The following is an 18,506-nucleotide window of genomic DNA, read 5'->3' on the forward strand; positions in this document are numbered from 1 at the left end:
GTATGTAAAATGTGCATAAAACTGTCACAAACCTGATTTAGCCTAGACAAGCACAGTGAAAATGATAAGGTGAAAATAAACGAATGAATAGTGTATTAAGAATGACAGAGAAAAAAAGCATTAACCCGACTCCCACAACCACTCAATCTCTGATTGCCCTCTATTGCGGTTCGCGTACAGGCAATAAACCGATTTATCGAGACAAAGCCATTGAACTTGCCCAGCATATTGCCAATCAGGGCTTTGGGATTGTCTATGGCGGTGCCAGCATTGGCTTGATGGGCCAAGTGGCTGATACCGTACTGGAACATGCGGGTGAAGTGGTCGGCGTGATTCCAGAGTTTATGCTGGACTATGAAATCGCTCACCATAAACTGACCGAACTACATATCGTTAACAGTATGCATGAACGTAAGGCACTGATGGCTGAACGTGCCAGTGCCTTTATTGCCTTACCGGGTGGTTTAGGCACTTTTGAAGAAATTCTGGAAATTGCGACTTGGGGACAACTCAATCAGCATCAGAAACCGATGATTATCTATAACGTCAATCGTTTTTATGATGCGCTGATTGCCCAGCTGGATCATGCGGTTGAAGAAGGCTTCTTACCGCCGCAGCATCGTGCCAAAGTGATTATTTGCGAAACACTGGAACAGATTTCAAGTGTGATTAAAAACTTAAACACGCCAAGCCATATCGAAGTCTGAAACCGACCAATAAAAAGCGGATCACATCGATCCGCTTTTTTTTATCTCTCACATTAATTTATTGCACATTTACTTGGTACACCGCGGTTGAACCACTCACTTCATTGCCGACGACCAATAAAGGCTTGCCGTTTGGTGAGTCTTTAGCTGCAATAAAGATCAGGCCTTCAGGCCCTAAATCTCCCTGTTTGGCAATATCCGTCTCAGCAAAATGACGCGAGGTAAAATATTCAATAAATTTTGGTTTATTCGGTGTGCTGATGTCATACACCATAATACCACTCATCCGTTCCAAGCCGATAAAAGCAAAGGTTTTTTGACCAATTGTGCCAATTGTAACCCCTTCTGGTTCAGGGCCTTTATTATCACTACGGTCATCAAAGGCAACCGCTTCATGATCACTGTTAAAATATTCAGGGAACAGTTCAGCCGTTTTCTTTTCAAACTCACTGCCTGAATCCCAGACCAACTGACCTTGGGTATTCCAGATACTGAATGAACGCGCGCCATAAGCATAGAGCTTGTCATATGTGAGCAAACCATTGGCATCCAGTTTCGGAGAACCATCCGCATTGGTCTGATAGCCCATATTCCAGGCGATGTTAAGACGGCCTAATTGCGCATCTTCACGGCAAGCACCTGCGGCTGTCGCCGTTGCGCCACAATATGCAAAAGTCACTGGATTGAGTTTGGCACCCTTCACCCCGACCGCAAGTTGTTGTAAATGTGCTGGGTAATCGCCATCCGTATTAAAGCCTTTGCTGTTAAACAGATGCTTCATTCGGATATTTTCAACAAAGCCTTTACTGGCATCGCCTGCATAATAGGCTTTGGAATCTTTTAACCACTCACGGCTATCCCCTTCATTGGCCGTGACCAAATAGGTTTGACCATTGGCTTGATAACTGGCAATCGAGTCAGGTTGGTACATCCCGACTAGCCCCGCCCAGGTCTTGATATCAATCTTCTTGTCTTTATCACTGACATCGAGCTCATTACCGACTTGACCGTGATCTTTATAACCCAAAGGATAAATATCCGTGACTTTCTTTTGCGCAATATCAATCCGCGCAATGGCATTATTTTCTTGTAAGGTCACCCAAGCCGTTTTACTGTCTGCGGCAACAGTAATATATTCCGGCTCCAAGTCTTGAGCCACGCTTGCATTGGGCCCAAAAATACGTACACCTTTGGCAAGCAAATCTGCTTTCTGCGTATTCCACGCCTTAAAATCTGCCGTATTTACTTTTGGTTGCTGAATATTACTGACATCAATAATGCTGACTGATCCCTCAGGATCAACTGAATAATCATCATTCGGCTCGCCTTCATTGGCCACCAAGACGGTTTTGCCATCAGGGCTAAAGGTCAACATATCAGGCAAAGAACCCACGGTAACCTGACTGATAAAACTTAAATCTTTGGCATTGAAAAAGACCACCATCCCTGCATCGGTTTTGTTTTCAGCTTGAACGGCGAGTGCAACAATGCCATTTTTCACCGCAACACTATTGACGTCTGAATTGGCTAAATAGGTTCGTGCAGAAAGTTCTGCAATATGGATGGGCTTTTCAGGTTTAGATGCATCTAAAACATCCACTAAACCTTTCTGTGCGTTGACCACAAACAGACGTTTTGTCGCAGCATCATAGGCTGGAATTTCTGCTGCGCTTTTGGCAAAAACGTTAGTCTCGTAACGTCCTAGCAAACTCAGTTTGATGGTATTTGGCGTCGGCTCAACCACCTCAGCCGGGTTGCTCTTGTTGTCATTGTCATCATTACACGCCACCAACCCCACAGACAGTATTGCGGTCAGTAAAACTGAAATCCTAAATTTCATGATCAAATTCCATACAATTCATTTTGTAAGGCTAATCTAGTCCGTTGAGTTTCAAGTTCGATGACACTCTAATGTCATTTCCATGACCACTCCTTGACAATTTTTGTCTTTATTTCACACACAGTTGCATTAAACTAAAACTGGCTTTTTATTCATCATGGCTCATGACAACAACACATCAAGCAGTACAGCCTGAATTTCGTCTATTGGTGCTCTTAGTCTCGATTGGCTTTTTTATGCAAGCCTTGGATACCACCATCGTCAATACGGCAATTCCAGCGATGGCCGTACAGCTCAATGAAAACCCATTGCAAATGCATAGTGTCATTGTGGCCTATGTGCTGTCGGTTGCAGCCTGTATTCCACTGAGTGGCTGGCTGGCGGATCGCTTCGGTATCCGGAATACCTATCTCAGTTCCATGGTGATTTTCAGTCTGGCCTCTCTCGGCTGTGGTCTCTCCCAAAATCTGGAACAACTGTTATTCTTTCGCGTGATACAAGGCCTTGGCGGCGCCTTACTCATGCCTGTCGGGCGTTTAGCCCTGTTAAAGCTGATCCCACGCACACAATTCCTGTCTGCCATGAGCTTAATGAGCCTTGCAGGTCTGGTCGGTCCCTTGCTGGGGCCAACCTTAGGCGGATGGCTGGTTGAAGTCACAACATGGCACTGGATTTTCCTCATCAATATTCCAATGGGCGTGCTGGGCATGATCATGACCCTAAAAGTCATGCCAAATCAAAAAGAACCTACGGTAAAAGCGTTTGACTTCAGTGGCTTTATTTTATTAATGGTGGCAATGGTGGGCCTATCTTTAGGCATTGAAAATATTGCGGCTTCACAATATTCACGTCTGGTCAGTCTGGTATTACTGGCAGGCGGGCTAATTGCGACCGTGGGCTATGCTTATCATGCCCACAGCCATCAAAATGCGCTCTTTCATGGCCGCTTATTCCGCTACAAGATTTTCTCTATCGGGGTGCTGGGCAATTTCTTTGCCCGTTTGGGCAGTAATGCCATTCCCTTTATTTTGCCTTTGATGCTGCAGGTTGCCTTTGGCTTTGAACCTTTCATCACGGGTTTGATGATGATTCCAATGGTTTTAGGCTCATTATTTTCCAAACCGATCGTAAGGCCACTCATTCAGCATGTGGGTTATCGCCGTTTTCTGCTGACCAATACGGTTCTGGTCGGCTTATGTATTGCCAGCTTTTCACTCATGACCGCAGCAACCCCCCTTTGGTTGAAGGTACTGCACCTGTTTATTTTTGGCACACTCAATTCCTTGCAATTTGTCGGCATGAATACACTCACCCTAAAAGATTTGCCGCAACAGGATGCCAGCAGTGGTAATAGCTTCTTGTCTATGATTATGATGCTCTCGATGAGTATTGGCGTGGCGCTGGCAGGAACACTGATCAATGTATTTGGTCAATACTTTACAACAGCATCGATTAGTACTGCGTTTCATGCCACACTGATTACACTGGGCTGTATCAATATTATTACAGCGATGGTGTTTTGGCAGATTCCCAAAGAAACGACCGAATAAGTCAAGAGATCACGCCTCAAACAAATGAAAAGAATAAGGAAAATGACATGATTATTCCTCAGCATTGGGCTGAAGCCAAAATCAAAACCAAGATTGCAGGTCGCCAATACTCACTCAAACGTTTTGGCTGGTCAAATCAAGACCTTGATGCAGCGCAAGCACATGCTGAGCAACGCCTTGCCGAAGCAATTGCAAAGATCAAAGCCGGAGAAAATATTCATCGTATTGATCATAAAGTTGCTTATAACGGTGCAGAAGGCTTACCCATTCGAGAAGAAATCATTGCTCAGCATGATGATGTGATTATCACACGCAATGCCTATGGTGCATTATGTTTAAACACTCCAGATGTATTATTTGCAGATATTGATTTTATTGATACACCGTCTTTTAAACTTCGTTTGATTGCATTTTTAATCCTGTTGCTGAGCTCAATCGCAGCTGCAACCTACTTGATGTCATGGTTGATCTTCGGCATAGGTGCTGTCATCACCCTTCTATTTACAGGGCTTCTCACCAAAGGACTGGCCCGTATCCAAACTCAATTTGCAGGTCGTCCAGAACAGCGGACTTTAAAACGTATTCAACAGTTCTCGACACAACACCCAAGCTGGCATTTACGCGTCTATCGCACTCCCAAAGGTTATCGAATCTTAGTGATGCACCAGATCTTCCAACCGAATGGCGAGATGGCCCAGCTCCTTTTTGATGCGATCCAAGCCGATCCCAATTATGTCAGTATGTGCAAAAATCAGAACTGTTTCCGTGCCAGAATCAGCCCAAAGCCATGGCGGATCGGTATCAACCGTTTACGCTTAGGAGTATGGCCAGTCAGTGCGGAAAGACAAGCCATTCGGGCGAAGTGGGTTCAAGATTATCAACGGCAGGCTGAACATTATGCTTCTTGCCGATTTGTGGCACAATTGGGCAGTCAGGCCATCAATCTCAAGGCAAAACGAGTACAATCCCTACATGATCAATACTGTAAATCTAACTCCTCTTTAGATATCGCATAATCCTGAACGATATGGTAAAAAAATCCGCGAAATCTCAGTTTGCACAACATTATCCGACCTATGCCAGTATCGGGTTAGCCGTGATGCTTGGAGCGGTCAGCTACTTTGGATTGTTCTATCAGCAAAAGGCTGTTGCCCAAGATTATTCCATCCGTGGTTTTGATGTTTCCCACCATCAAGGTGAGATTAACTGGAAAAAAATCTCTCCAAGGCAATATCACTTTGTCTATCTTAAAGCCACCGAAGGCGGTGATTTTAAAGATCAGAACTTCCAGCAAAACTGGCTTAAAGCACGCGAACAGGGCTTACATGTCGGTGCTTATCATTTCTACCGCCTATGCCGTGACGGCGCCATTCAGGCCGAAAACTTTATTGCCACCGTTCCAAACAAAGCAGATGCTTTGCCACCGGTGATCGATTTGGAATATGACAGTAACTGCATCAATACCTATACCAAAGAGCAGCTGTTAAAAGAAATTCAGGTCATGCATGATCAGCTCCATCGGCATTATGGCAAACAACCGATTTTTTATATTTCCAAAAGTTTTTATCATATTGTCTTAATGGGAAATTTTAACAACACCCCGTTATGGGTTAGAGACTATGAGGGTAAACCTGAGCTTAAGGATGGCCGGCAATGGCTGTTTTGGCAACATAGTAGCCAAGGCAAAATCTCAGGCGTGCCCAAAGCCGTTGATTTAAATGTTTATGCAGAATCACCGAAACAATGGCGCATGTTTCTAAAAGCACAGGGCATCGAAGATGCCAAATGAGCTACGTAAAATTATCCATATCGATATGGATGCCTTCTATGCCTCGGTTGAGCTCAAAAATCGCCCTGAGCTAAAAGATTTGCCTGTGGTGGTGTCGTCCCATCATCCTCGTGCGGTCATTGCTGCAGCGTCTTATCCAGCCCGTGTTTTTGGGTTACGTTCTGCCATGTCGATGGGTCAAGCCAGAAAACTGTGTCCACAGGTGGTGGTGATTGAGCCCAATTTTGAAAAATATCGTGAAGTTTCAGCACAAATCCATCAGATTTTTCAGCAATATACGACGTTAATCGAGCCCCTGTCTTTAGACGAAGCCTATCTGGATGTCACTGAAAACCTGAAGAATATCCCCAGTGCCACCGAAGTAGCGGCACAAATTCGTGCAGATATTTTTGCAGTCACTGGACTTACCGCTTCGGCAGGCGTCGCACCGAATAAGTTCTTGGCCAAGATTGCCTCGGACTGGAACAAACCTAATGGCTTATTTGTGATTAAGCCCCATCAAGTGCTCAGTTTTATTCAGGATTTGGCACTGAATAAAATTCCGGGAGTGGGTAAAGTCACTCAGGAACGACTGCAACAACTGAATTTACATACCTTGGGTGATCTGCAAAAAATTGAAGAAAATGTGCTGATTCATCATTTTGGTAAATATGGCAAACAACTGTATTTATATGCGCAGGGTATTGATCATCGTCCCGTCAAAGCAGAACGGGAGCGTCAGCAGATTTCCAAAGAAATTACCTTTGATGAAGATTATACCCTTGCTCAATGCAGCCATACGTGGCAGCCTTTGACCGAACAAATCTGGCGCAGCTTGAATAAGAAACAGCTGACTGCCCGTGGTGTAACCATCAAACTGAAACTTAAAAATTTCCAGGTGCTGCAACACAGTAAAAGTTTTAAACAGGCACTACAATCGCAACAGGACTTGGGACAAGTAATACTGCAACTATTGGATGAAATGCATATTGACCCAGAATCCCAATTTCGTCTGGTTGGCGTCGGCGTATATCAGTTGCAAGCGGTACAAGAAGAATCACAACTTTCTTTATGGTAGTGCTGTTTTTTACACAAAAATATCATCTATGCTGAAAATTATGTTTGCTTTTTATCCAGTTTTCAGTACTCTAAGTAACGCAATAACATTATCCTTGTTATTCGCTTTGCTAAAGAAAACCTCACTTTTAGCATCTGCTCCTGTGGTTGGCGTGACGATCAAATCCGAAGATTACAGGGCGCTTCAGGTCTTCTTTCTCTGCCCTCTTTTTTCCTAGAAAAAAATCAATATTTCCCATTACGCACTTCGTGACTTCAGTTAAACTCAGCAGAGAAAACTAGAAAATTCTGTATGACAACTGCCTTATGAAGCAAAAACAAATTCTCTGTGTTGAAGATGAAGCTGCAATCGTCCTGCCCCTGCGTTATGCACTTGAGCGCGAAGGCTGGTCCGTCAGTTGGGTTCATACTGGTACACAAGCACTACAACTTCTGGCACAGCAATCCTTTGATTTTATTATTCTAGATATAGGCCTACCAGATCTAAATGGCTTTGAAGTCTGTAAACAACTGCGCCAGAAAGACCACACCCCTTTACTGTTCTTAACAGCGCGTGATGATGAAATTGATCGGGTCGTCGGCCTCGAAATCGGTGCTGACGATTATTGCACGAAACCCTTTAGCGCACGTGAGATTGTTGCGCGGATTAAGGCCGTTTGGCGCAGAATGGAAATTCAAACTCAGCCTGTTATAGCGTCTGTAGCAACGACGGAAACTGAAATTATTGTACAATCTTCAACATGGTCATGTAATCCACACACTTTACAAATTCATTATCATGGGCAAGTGCTACAGCTTACGCGTTATGAATATCGCTTGTTATTGCTACTGATTCAACATCCAGAGCAAGTATTTAGTCGCCAACAATTGATGGATCATATTTGGGAATATCCAGAGCATAGTCTGGAGCGCACGGTTGATACTCATATTAAAAGTTTAAGGCAGAAACTCAAACAGATTACCCCACAGGATGACCCGATTCGTACCCATCGTGGTTTTGGCTATAGTTTGGCAAAGTTGAGCTAAAGCATGTCGATCTTTGTCCGTATCTGGTTTTTCTTTAGCTTGGTGGTGGTACTAAGTCTAGGCTTTATCGCCTATACCCTGACTCAACAAGTCAAACCGAATGTACGGCAAGTGGTTGAAGACACTCTCGCTGAAAATGCCAATATCATTGCCCAGTTAATTGCAGAAGATGTCTATCAGCACCAAGTCGACACCCCAGCATTTGATCAAAAAATTCAGGCTGCGTTATCCCGTCAACTAAACGCCACTATTTGGCAGTATCGCAAAGAACAAATTAACCAACAGCTGTATATCACTGATCCCAAAGGTATTGTAACCTATGATTCAGAGGGGCAAGCCGTCGGACAAGACTATTCTAAATGGAATGATGTTTACCTCACCCTACGTGGCAAATACGGCGCACGTTCGACTGCAACCAATCCTTATGACAACAATAGCAGCGTCATGCATATTGCAGCACCTATTATTTATGATCAGCAATTATTGGGGGTTGTCAGTATTGGCAAACCCAATCAATCGGTACAGCCTTATATTGAGCGTGCCGAACAGCAACTGATCTATCAGGCCCTCTGGATTGCAGCACTCAGTTTGCTCTTGGCCAGTATGGTGGCCTATTGGCTCAGACATAGTATTGATCGGGTACGTCGTTATGCGCAGGCACTCGCACCTGTGAATCAGGCGCCATTCTTCTATTCCGCCAAAGAGCTCAACCAAGTGACTCAGGCACTGAGTGAAATGCGAGAGAAGCTGGAAGATCGAGGCTATGTGGAAAACTACGTCAATACACTCACCCACGAACTCAAAAGCCCGCTTACTGCCATTCAAGCCAGCGCTGAACTGCTTCAAGATGATTTACCCTTGGCAGATCAACAGCAATTTGCATTGCATATTGTTGAGCAAAGCCAACGTTTGCAGTCTTTGGTTGAACGGATGCTACTACTCACACGACTCGAAAAAAACCAGCATGTCTTAGAGTTTCAATCGGTCGATCTGAATCAACTGATTCAGCAGTGTGTTCAGCAACAACTGAGTGCGCTACAACGGAAACAGCTCCAAATCCAGCTTGACCTGCCTAAATACTGTTCAATCTATGCTGATCCATTTTGGTTGAAACAGGCATTGAATAATCTGTTAGACAACGCCAGAGATTTTTGTCCGGCACAAGGAAAAATCGCTGTTCAGCTTCAACAAGATCCTGTACATGACCGTATTACCCTATTGTTTTTTAATGAAGCTGAGTCCATTCCTGAATACGCCTTGACCCGTGTGTTTGAAACTTATTTTTCCCTGCCGCGCCCACATAATCAGCAGCGTAGTACTGGGATTGGCCTCAGTATCGTCAAGCAGATAATTCAACAGCATCAAGGTCAGATTAATATTCGGAATATTCAGGCCAATACACTCGACTTCTTGCACACGCATCATGCAGGCGTACTTCTGACGATCACACTTCACACAAACTTCACTTAAGCTTCAGACTAAGCTCATCCGAAGTGCATCTCCGATCGAGATACTGGTCATATGACCATGAACCGTGACATGCGCCAAAATTTCATTAGTTTTAAAATCGGAGCGATTTTATTGCTGATTTTTATATCGGTTTATTTTTTATTTCAAGTTTGGTCTCTAAACATCAAAGCCATCAACAACAGCTGATTCATGACCTTGCCCATGAACCCCAACGTGATGATCTCTGGAAACAAGCTGAAATTATTTTTTCGCTCCAAGCTGCGCGAGGGCTCAATGCCAAGCCAATCTTCAATATTGATGGAAAAACCTATACGTTTGATTTTTTTAGAACAAAGCCAAGAACAACGGGGGTTGATCTGGTGCAGCTTCAAGCTGACTGGACAAATATTGCACTGGTTACAATAGGCACAAGCTGTGTTGTTTGTGCTGTTACGTTCAATCCAGTCCTTGCTTGATTGCCTCTGTCATGTTTCTTACTCGTCCATGTCAATTGGTATCAATCTGAACAAGCAAGGTATTAATACTATTCGGGTCGGGCGAAACCATGCTTTCGCCCATTTTTGATAAAATTTCATAGGAATAAAAAGATGTATCAAGCCACTTATTCAGCATTAAGCCAACTCAAACAACTTTGTCCTGCACACAGTTCTATTGCAAGTTGCTTGAATCAGCTACGACAAGCTCAAATTCAGTTTTTAAATCTGGGGAATATTGTTATCTGCCCACAACAAAGCTGCATTTTATTTTTTAAAAAACGCCATTTAATGGAAATAGAAACTTTTTCAGCCTGATTTATACAAAATTACACTGTGCCTGAATCGCATCAAGTACAATCCAGTCTCTATATTTTTTGATTCAGGAATAACAATGTCTGTGCAACGACTTCATGTCACTTCACGTTATTGCGAAGTCGCAATTTCAGGAAATCTAGTTCATTTAGCAGGTCAATTGGCAGATGACACCAGCGTCGATGTAACTGCACAGACCCAGCAAACCTTAGACAATATTGACCGCTTACTTGCTGAAGCAGGAACGGATAAGACCCATATTTTATCAGTGATTATCTTTTTAAAAGACATCGAAAAAGATTATGCCGCCATGAATAGCGTCTGGGATGCATGGATTGCAGCAGGTCATCCGCCAGCACGTACCTGCGTCGAGTCTAAACTCTACGCACCAGATGTACTGGTTGAGATGACCGTCACTGCAGTACGTCCAGATTAATAAGATTTCATCGCAAATTCATTATATTTCATCATTCGATCCGCTTTAGCCATCGACATTGAAGTAGAAGTGGAGATAGTTACAACTGAAGCAGGTTCAAACAGATCTGGCACTAAATCTTGTCTGAGTTCTTGTTCCGTTGGAATACTGCTATAGCGCAACACACGATAGCCTGCTAACTCCAACAGGCTGTCCTGATAATGTTTTTGATGTAGACGATTGACATAAGATTCGTCGGCAATTTCAATAATTGCAAGCACTTGGTGTTGTTGGTCTAAGACCACAAAGTCGGCCACCAAACCTTGATATTTACGCCGTGTGTGGGCAAATTTAGTGGTAAGTAAGGCATCAAAAGAAACATGTGCCAAGACTGTATGACGTGGCAAAACCGCTTGTAAACGCATCAGTGTAATTTGTTCAGCGATATTGAGAATACCACGACGTTTGAGTGGACTATCCTGACGCCTGTTTTGTTGTAGGCGGCGCAACGCAAGCGCTGCGATTAACAGCAGCCCAACTATTGTTATAAAATAATACATTTCTAACCAATCCCTTTAGATTTTTTATAATCATTTTGGCTTTAAGCCAATTTTTTTAATCAAGAACAGCGATAGCAAAATCATTTTGCAGTGCAAACTTAAGTTTTTTAATCGTGTTTTGCTAGACGACCTAAGTCGTAAAAGCCCTCTGCCCTTTATTTATAATCATTCGCTATTCAATATTCAAGTCGTTATTGTCAGTTTATGTTTCCTTAGGCGACAGTTTTATGATCAAATTGTGAGCGCTTATGCCGAGCCGAAAAAAAGCAGGCATGATCTGGATCATGCCTGCTGTAATATCGAATTAACGAGCTGCTTTGGTTTTCGGCTTGGTTTTACCAGAGAATGGTCTTTTCTCACCTGTTTCACGTGGTGGTAAGCCATTATGCTGAGTTAACACCTGTCCTTTCTGTGGGCGCTTTTGTCCTGATTGTGGGCGAGATTGGCTCTGACCACGTTTGGCCGAATCTCCCGCCACAGAGGAGTTCTTCTTGCGCGCTGATTTATATTCACCCTCAGCTGTACCTTGCGGCTGATAGGTTGGAATCAAATGCTGTTTTGAGTTACCGATCAGATCGGCACGCCCCATGTCTTTCAAGGCTTCGCGCAATAAAGGCCAGTTATTTGGATCATGATAACGTAAAAATGCCTTGTGCAGACGGCGACGCTTTTCACCTTTGACGATATCGACATTTTCAGTATAGCGCGCCACTTTAGACAGCGGGTTCTTACCTGAATAATACATGGTGGTGGCAGTGGCCATTGGCGATGGATAGAAGGTTTGAACCTGATCGGCACGGAAACCATTCTTCTTCAACCAAATTGCCAGATTCATCATGTCATAATCCGTGGTACCCGGATGCGCAGCAATGAAGTATGGAATTAAATATTGTTCCTTACCAGCTTCCTTACTGAAACGCTCAAACATTTGTTTAAAACGATCATACGTTCCAATCCCCGGTTTCATCATCTTCGATAACGGGCCAGTTTCAGTATGCTCAGGCGCAATTTTCAGATAACCACCGACATGATGCTGCACCAATTCTTTAACATATTCAGGATTCAATACTGCAAGGTCATAACGCAGCCCTGAACCAATCAGAATCTTCTTCACGCCTTTGATTTCACGAGCTTTACGATACAGCTGAACCAAAGGTGCATGGTCGGTATGTAGGTTTTGACACACTCCTGGATAGACACAAGACGGTTTACGACAATTCTTTTCGATCTCAGGATCGTTACAGTGTAAACGGTACATGTTGGCGGTTGGACCACCTAAGTCCGAGATAATGCCCGTGAAGTTGGGTGCCGTATCACGGATCTTTTCAATTTCACGTAAAATTGAATCTTCCGAACGGTTTTGAATAATCCGGCCTTCATGTTCAGTGATCGAACAGAAAGTACAACCACCAAAACAACCACGCATGATATTGACCGAGAATTTGATCATATCAAAAGCAGGGAAACGCGCATTCTCATAGGTCGGATGAGGGAGACGTGCGTAAGGCAAGTCAAACACATAATCCATTTCCTCCGTCGTCAGAGGAATTGGTGGTGGATTGATCCAGACATCACGTTCGCCATGACGCTGTACCAAGGCACGCGCATTACCAGGATTGGTTTCCAAATGCAAAATACGGTTGGCATGTGCATATAGCACATGATCATCAGCTACCTCTTCAAAAGAAGGTAAACGAATCACCGCCAACTCACGTGGAGGCAATTTATGTTTAATCGCTTTGGATGGTGCAGGCTTTAACTGCACAATCTGGGTATCTGGATCAAGCTGATCGCCTTCACGAACAATCGGATTGGCAACAATTTCTTTTTGGAAGTTTTGATATTGTGCCAGTGAGTTGCCTTTTTCTTTTTCAACTTCACAGCCATCAATATCTTCAGTCATGACATAAGGATTGATAATTGGATCGACACGTCCAATGGTATCCACATCATTGCTGGCGATTTCAACGAATTTGGCTTTCGAGGCTTTATTGTGTTTATTAATAATAAATGCGGTACCACGAACATCGGTAATCTCGTGGATTTTCTCGCCCTTGGCTAAGCGATGCATGACATCAATAATCGCACGTTCACCATTGCCATACATCAATAGATCAGCTTTAGAATCCATCAAAATAGAGCGGCGAACTTTATCTGACCAATAGTCATAATGTGCAATACGACGCAAGCTGCCTTCAATCCCACCCAGCAAGACTGGCACATCTGGGAAAGCCTCACGACAACGCTGACAGTAAACTGTTGCTGCACGGTCTGGACGTTTATTCGGCTCATTGTTTGGTGAATAGGCATCATCCGAACGGATTTTACGATCTGCCGTATAACGGTTGATCATCGAATCCATGTTGCCCGCAGTCACCCCCCATGCAATGGTTGGCTTACCGAGCACACGAAAACTCTCCACATTGGTCCAGTCTGGCTGTGCAATAATCCCGACACGGAAGCCTTGAGCTTCAAGCACACGCCCAATCACACCCGATACAAAAGAGGGATGGTCAATATAGGCATCGCCACACACCAGAATAAAGTCACATGCATCCCAGCCGAGTAGATCCATTTCTTCTCGAGACATCGGCAAAAATGGTGCAGGTTCAAAACACGACGCCCAATATTTGTCGTAATCAAACAGCGCTTTTGGCGCAGTCTGCATGGTGTAGGCAGTAGACATGGCTTGCGAATCTCGGCTAGCAGATGGAGGAGAGACATCTAAAGATGAAAGCCGATCATTTTAACATGAATTTCATTCATTTTCCCTGTTTATAAAACATTCAGGAACAAGGAGATAACAAATTATTTGTACAAAGATTAAGCAAAACCAAGATCGCTTAGTCATTTTGGGGAAATTGAGCTAACTTCACCGCCAAGTAAAGCCCAAACATTAAAACCACAGCAACCATGAAATTAATTCCACCCCAGCCAAAGTTTTCCCAAACTAAACCACCACTACTGCCCAGTAAACTCGAGCCGATGTAATAGCAGAATAAATACAGCGAAGACGCCACGGCACGATATTGCACTGCCTGCACCGACACCCAGCTACTGGCAGTGGAATGCGCTGCAAAAAATGAAAAGGTAAAAATGGTAAGGCCCAATAAAATCGTCCAAAGCGATGGAATCAAGGTAATTAATAAACCAATGATCATCATGACTAACAAAACCGGCAGAACTTTATCACGCCCATATTTAAAGCCCCATTGTGCAGCTTTAGGTGAACTATAAATTCCAGCCAAGTAGGCAATTGAAATCAGACCAATCCATGTTTGCGATAAATGAAATGGCGCTTCTAATAAGTGGTAACTGATATAGTTAAATACTGTGACCAGGCAGCCCATCAGAATAAAGCCTTGCGCAAATAAAATCCGTAGTTTGGGATCTTTTAAATTTTGCTCAAACGCTGCTTTAAAACGTGAAAATCGAAACGGGAACGGCTTGAAATGCTGTGATTTAGGTAATAATAAATAGAATAAACAGGCAATCAGCAGATTCAGAAAGCCAATAATATAAGTCGCTGATTGCCAAGAAATAAAATCGACCAACACACCAGCGATCAGACGTCCCCCCATTCCCCCAATCGCTGTACCAGAAATATATAAGCCCATGGCAAAACCGATATCCTGCTGTGCAATCTCCTCTCCGATATAGGTCATTGCCACTGCGGCAACACCACTCACGGCCAAACCAATCAAAACACGAGTGGTCAGGAAAATTTCCCAAACAGGAAAAGAAGCACTGATCAGCAATAAAATCGAGACCAGAACCAAAGCAAATACCATGATCGGTTTACGCCCAAAGCGATCAGAAATAAAACCGGTAAACAGCAAACCAATCGCCAGTGCAATGGTCGAAAAGGATAAGGGAAAACTACTGTGGGTCGGGGTGACATGAAAGAATTTTGCGAAAATCGGCATCATCGGCTGTACACAGTACAAAGAGGAAAATGATGCAAAACCGGCAAAGAACAATGACCATAAAATCGCAGTAAACGATTTTGAACCATACTCAATATGGGTTGGGCGCAACACTGATTCAGACATGAGAACTCCTTATGCCCGATCAGTATACGCCCTCAGCCAAAATGCGGAATGATCATTTCGGCTATTTTTTACCTAATGTTTAAAATAATGCTTTGGGCAAGCGGATCTGAATGATTTCATTATCATCCGCGAGTTTAGCATTCCGTCCAGAAGAACCAGGGAAGTTATTGTCATTCAGTACCGTCAAAGTCGTAGCATTTTCAATGATCACATCCTCAATGGTTTCAAATGGGAAAGCAAACACCTTACCTGTTCCGATATCACCAGTCCGTGCAGTGCCAAACAAGCTATTTGGATTGGCAATTTTCATTAAATCCACCAGATCTTCACGTGCGACGGCTTGCTTCGGCTCATTGAATTTAATTCGGATCAGCTTTTTATAGCCGCCCAGATTATTCTGGCTGACATCGCGTTCAATAATGATGCCCTCTTTGTCATTGAATAATTGGAAATCTCCAATATTGGTGGCTTTACTATCCAGTACAAACCAATAATACAGTCCTGTATAGGCTTTTTTCTGAATGTCAAACTGAGAAATTAACAGTCTTCCCGTTGCGTCATTGAGGAGAGGCTTTTCTAGCAATGGATACAGATACTTGCCATCTGGTGAAATCGCCATGCCTTCAAAACCACTACTGCGTCCAACCAAGGGTTCAACATAATTGATCTTGGCTTTATTCAATTGATTTTGCGGCGAACGTAATTCTTGCGTTGGATTCATTGGATTTGGCAATCCAATCGGTGCATCAAGTAACACTCCATCTGCCGAGAAGTGTAGTAAATAAGGACCAAATTCCTCACCGATCCAATAACTACCATCAGGCGCGCGTTGCATGGATTCAGGGTCGAAATCCGCCCCAGTCAATAAGCGTTCGGCAGTATTGCCATTTACAATCTCAAAAGGAACCAATTTATTTGGGTCTCGTAATTGAATGAAACTTTGTACTTGTACCTGTCCTGTCCCTTTGCTCTTGGTTTTAAAGTCAGCTTTGAGTTTATAAATTCTTAATAAGAAATCGGCTGAATTCTCCTGTGTACCAAAACCGTTATCGGCCATGGCCATATAACTACCATCAGCATTTTTCAACGCGGCTGAAAAGCCTTGGACAGGCTGTCCTTTGAAAGGTGGATAAATGCCATTGGCGCCACTGACGGCTAGACCTGAATCGGGTCCAGCGGCATAAGTAGCCACAGGAAGTTTAGCAAAAGCGACCAATGTCGGTTCAGTGACTGGGTCTGTCGAGGTATTCTGGTCTTGATTATTATTGTCATCATTACAGCCGGTTAAACCCAAAGCTGTGCAGCAAAATAAGGCCAATAAAGTTTTCTTGTTCATTGTTTTATACATTTGGTAAAAATTAGGCAAATTTAAACAAGTTTTTATGACGCTTTTACTGCAATAAAATGAAGTCTTTATGGCGAAAAGATGACAATCTCTCTTGCTTTTTCTCTCAAGCACAACCGATTGTCACCACACCCTCTTGCTAAAGTTTGGTCGGTTGATATTCCCCAGCAATTGCAGCTTTAAGCAACTTTTGAAAGGTTGGACATTGCAGATGATGTGCTGCGGGACAAATGGCTGCATGTCGAAGTCCTTCACTGATAAAATGCAACCGCCGCATCATCTGTTCAAGTTGTTCCGCTTTTTTATTCAACATGTTTCGATCTAATTGAGGCTGACCATCTTGATCAAACATCTGTGCAATTTCAGTTAAGGAAAAACCTGCTGTCCGCCCCAAAGCAATCAATGCCAATTGATCCAAAACTTGTTTGCCATATTGTCGGCGTAAGCCATGACGACCAATCGATTTAATCAAACCTTTTTCTTCATAAAAACGTAGTGTCGATGTTGCAACATTCGCTTTTTTTGCAACTTCACCAATATCCATACATCCACCTTGACTTCAAGTTGACTTGAACTTGCACACTGTCTTTATCTCTTTTTGTATAGAAAAAATCAAGGTGGAAAAATGCAAACTGTCGAACTGTTTTTTCAAATATTTTGTCTCGGGATTGGTACGACCATCCTCATGGATTTATGGCTTCTAGTCTTAAAAAAACTCAATCAGCCCATCTTAAATTTTACCCTGCTGGGTCGTTGGGTCGGCTGGATGCTTCGCGGCAAATTTCGGCATCAATCGATTGCCCAAAGCCCCGCCATTCGACATGAATATGCATTGGGTTGGCTGGCGCATTACAGTGTCGGCATCCTGTTTGCATTTGGCTTTATTTTAATGATAGGCAAACAATGGCTGTTACAGCCCCAATTTTATTCCGCTTTTTGTTTTGGTCTGATCACGGTGCTCATGCCTTTTCTAATCATGCAACCCGCCATGGGTGCGGGGATTGCTTCATCCAAAACCCCACACCCCTTGCAAAACAGCCTTCGAAGTCTGCTCAATCACGCTATTTTCGGTTGCGGTTTATACCTCATGGCTCAGCTATTGCAACGGTTCAACTAAGACACACAAAACCTGCTCGTTGACAGGAATGAACGGCAACCAACCCTATCGGAGAAAGCCTCAACAGGAGATCGGGGCTTTTTTCTTCAGCTGAATAGCTAAAATTAAACGATTTACCCAAACAGATTACATTGACTCACATCAACTTGCTCCCTACCATCCGCATGTTTTTTATATTTGATGGTCAAATTGTTTCACGATGATAATTTACAACAAATTTTCTTTTTCTTGTTTTCAAATCTCTTTTGCCAAATTAACTCTCATTGTTTTTAGTACTTATCTCACCGTGGCTTGTACCAGCACCAAAGTTGCTACAGTTAATCACTCTCAAAAGCTTGCTTCAGGCATTCAAAGTGCTTTTTCAGTTTCACCAACAACGGCAAATCGCGTTGCACCGATCATTCTGCAAACGGCCGAGCGCCATAATATTTCACCCCATTTGCTTGCAGCCGTGATTCGTCAAGAATCCAGCTATAGAACTCGTGCACGTTCTTCAGCTGATGCGGTCGGATTAACCCAAGTCCGACCAAAATTCTGGCAACAGTTCTGTCCTGGTGATTTATATGATGAACACGTCAACATCAATTGTGGTGCCTACATTTTAGCGAACTATTATCAATCCACAGGCGATTGGTCAAAAGCACTTGGCTACTACAATGTTGGACCTACAGGTTATCGAAGAAGTCCCTATATGCGCCAGCAAGCTGAACGCTATGCCAACTCGGTTAAACGGCATGAACAAAGCTTAAAAGCAGCGCTATAATGTATTGTTGTCAGTCAAAACCTACATA

Annotated in this window: 17 protein-coding genes and 1 pseudogene; 12 read left to right on the plus strand and 6 right to left on the minus strand. The window is 43.4% G+C overall.

The annotated features are described in order from the left end of the window. The first annotated feature begins 83 nt into the window (after window positions 1-83). The gene (locus NQU59_RS02275; protein ID WP_257064817.1) at window positions 84-707 is read left to right on the plus strand and encodes an LOG family protein; all 624 of its coding nucleotides are present in this window, start codon (window positions 84-86) and stop codon (window positions 705-707) included. Window positions 708-765: 58 nt separating this feature from the next. On the opposite strand, the gene NQU59_RS02280 is transcribed toward NQU59_RS02275, so the two are convergent. Then, window positions 766-2,547, minus strand: coding sequence for a choice-of-anchor I family protein (locus tag NQU59_RS02280; RefSeq protein ID WP_257064818.1), 1,782 nt, complete (start codon window positions 2,545-2,547; stop codon window positions 766-768). Between the two features lie 164 nt (window positions 2,548-2,711). Here NQU59_RS02280 and mdtD point away from each other — a divergent pair, with 164 nt between their 5' ends. From mdtD to NQU59_RS02325, 9 genes and pseudogenes are all read left to right on the plus strand, one after another. Next, window positions 2,712-4,097 carry a multidrug transporter subunit MdtD gene (gene mdtD / locus NQU59_RS02285; RefSeq protein WP_257064819.1) on the plus strand — a complete coding sequence of 462 codons (1,386 nt, stop codon included), beginning with the start codon at window positions 2,712-2,714 and terminating at the stop codon, window positions 4,095-4,097. A 47-nt stretch (window positions 4,098-4,144) separates the two neighbouring features. After that, on the plus strand, window positions 4,145-5,113 hold the full coding sequence (locus tag NQU59_RS02290; RefSeq protein ID WP_257064821.1) for a hypothetical protein: 969 nt from the start codon (window positions 4,145-4,147) through the stop codon (window positions 5,111-5,113). Window positions 5,114-5,124: 11 nt separating this feature from the next. After that, the gene (locus NQU59_RS02295; RefSeq protein ID WP_005240322.1) at window positions 5,125-5,886 is read left to right on the plus strand and encodes a glycoside hydrolase family 25 protein; all 762 of its coding nucleotides are present in this window, start codon (window positions 5,125-5,127) and stop codon (window positions 5,884-5,886) included. Continuing rightward, complete coding sequence (gene dinB / locus NQU59_RS02300) at window positions 5,876-6,943, plus strand: DNA polymerase IV (protein WP_257064822.1); 1,068 nt, start codon at window positions 5,876-5,878, stop codon at window positions 6,941-6,943. Before NQU59_RS02295 ends, dinB begins: the two co-directional genes overlap by 11 nt. Window positions 6,944-7,248: 305 nt before the next feature. Next, entirely contained in the window at window positions 7,249-7,968 is a 720-nt protein-coding gene (gene creB, locus NQU59_RS02305) for a two-component system response regulator CreB (RefSeq protein WP_257064823.1), read from the plus strand. Window positions 7,969-7,971: 3 nt separating this feature from the next. Next, entirely contained in the window at window positions 7,972-9,438 is a 1,467-nt protein-coding gene (creC, locus tag NQU59_RS02310; protein ID WP_005240327.1) for a two-component system sensor histidine kinase CreC, read from the plus strand. 69 nt (window positions 9,439-9,507) lie between these two features. Beyond that, window positions 9,508-9,812, plus strand: a pseudogene (locus tag NQU59_RS02315) (hypothetical protein); the annotation flags it as partial. A gap of 213 nt (window positions 9,813-10,025) precedes the next feature. Beyond that, entirely contained in the window at window positions 10,026-10,229 is a 204-nt protein-coding gene (locus tag NQU59_RS02320) for a hypothetical protein (RefSeq protein ID WP_005240328.1), read from the plus strand. A 76-nt stretch (window positions 10,230-10,305) separates the two neighbouring features. Then, a complete protein-coding gene (locus tag NQU59_RS02325; protein ID WP_005240329.1) occupies window positions 10,306-10,662 on the plus strand; it encodes a RidA family protein in 357 nt (118 codons plus the stop codon). Here NQU59_RS02325 and NQU59_RS02330 read toward each other — a convergent pair. The 5 genes from NQU59_RS02330 to NQU59_RS02350 form a co-directional block, all read right to left on the minus strand. After that, the gene (locus tag NQU59_RS02330) at window positions 10,659-11,201 is read right to left on the minus strand and encodes a DUF2726 domain-containing protein (protein ID WP_005240330.1); all 543 of its coding nucleotides are present in this window, start codon (window positions 11,199-11,201) and stop codon (window positions 10,659-10,661) included. The genes NQU59_RS02325 and NQU59_RS02330 overlap by 4 nt on opposite strands. Before the next feature lie 304 nt (window positions 11,202-11,505). Continuing rightward, window positions 11,506-13,887 (minus strand): YgiQ family radical SAM protein, encoded by a 2,382-nt coding sequence (locus NQU59_RS02335; RefSeq protein ID WP_005240331.1) that lies wholly within the window; start codon window positions 13,885-13,887, stop codon window positions 11,506-11,508. Between the two features lie 157 nt (window positions 13,888-14,044). Further along, window positions 14,045-15,253: an MFS transporter gene (locus NQU59_RS02340; RefSeq protein ID WP_257064825.1), complete on the minus strand. Its 1,209-nt coding sequence runs from the start codon at window positions 15,251-15,253 to the stop codon at window positions 14,045-14,047. A gap of 79 nt (window positions 15,254-15,332) precedes the next feature. Continuing rightward, entirely contained in the window at window positions 15,333-16,589 is a 1,257-nt protein-coding gene (locus tag NQU59_RS02345) for an esterase-like activity of phytase family protein (protein ID WP_257064827.1), read from the minus strand. 148 nt (window positions 16,590-16,737) lie between these two features. Then, complete coding sequence (locus tag NQU59_RS02350; protein WP_005240343.1) at window positions 16,738-17,142, minus strand: helix-turn-helix domain-containing protein; 405 nt, start codon at window positions 17,140-17,142, stop codon at window positions 16,738-16,740. Between the two features lie 81 nt (window positions 17,143-17,223). Between NQU59_RS02350 and NQU59_RS02355 the strand changes: the two genes are divergently transcribed. Continuing rightward, the gene (locus tag NQU59_RS02355) at window positions 17,224-17,715 is read left to right on the plus strand and encodes a DUF2938 domain-containing protein (protein WP_005240345.1); all 492 of its coding nucleotides are present in this window, start codon (window positions 17,224-17,226) and stop codon (window positions 17,713-17,715) included. A 199-nt stretch (window positions 17,716-17,914) separates the two neighbouring features. Next, complete coding sequence (locus NQU59_RS02360) at window positions 17,915-18,478, plus strand: lytic transglycosylase domain-containing protein (protein ID WP_005240347.1); 564 nt, start codon at window positions 17,915-17,917, stop codon at window positions 18,476-18,478. The last annotated feature ends 28 nt before the right edge of the window (window positions 18,479-18,506 follow it).

Origin of the sequence: Acinetobacter colistiniresistens (genome assembly GCF_024582815.1) — a bacterium.
Taxonomy (GTDB): domain Bacteria; phylum Pseudomonadota; class Gammaproteobacteria; order Pseudomonadales; family Moraxellaceae; genus Acinetobacter.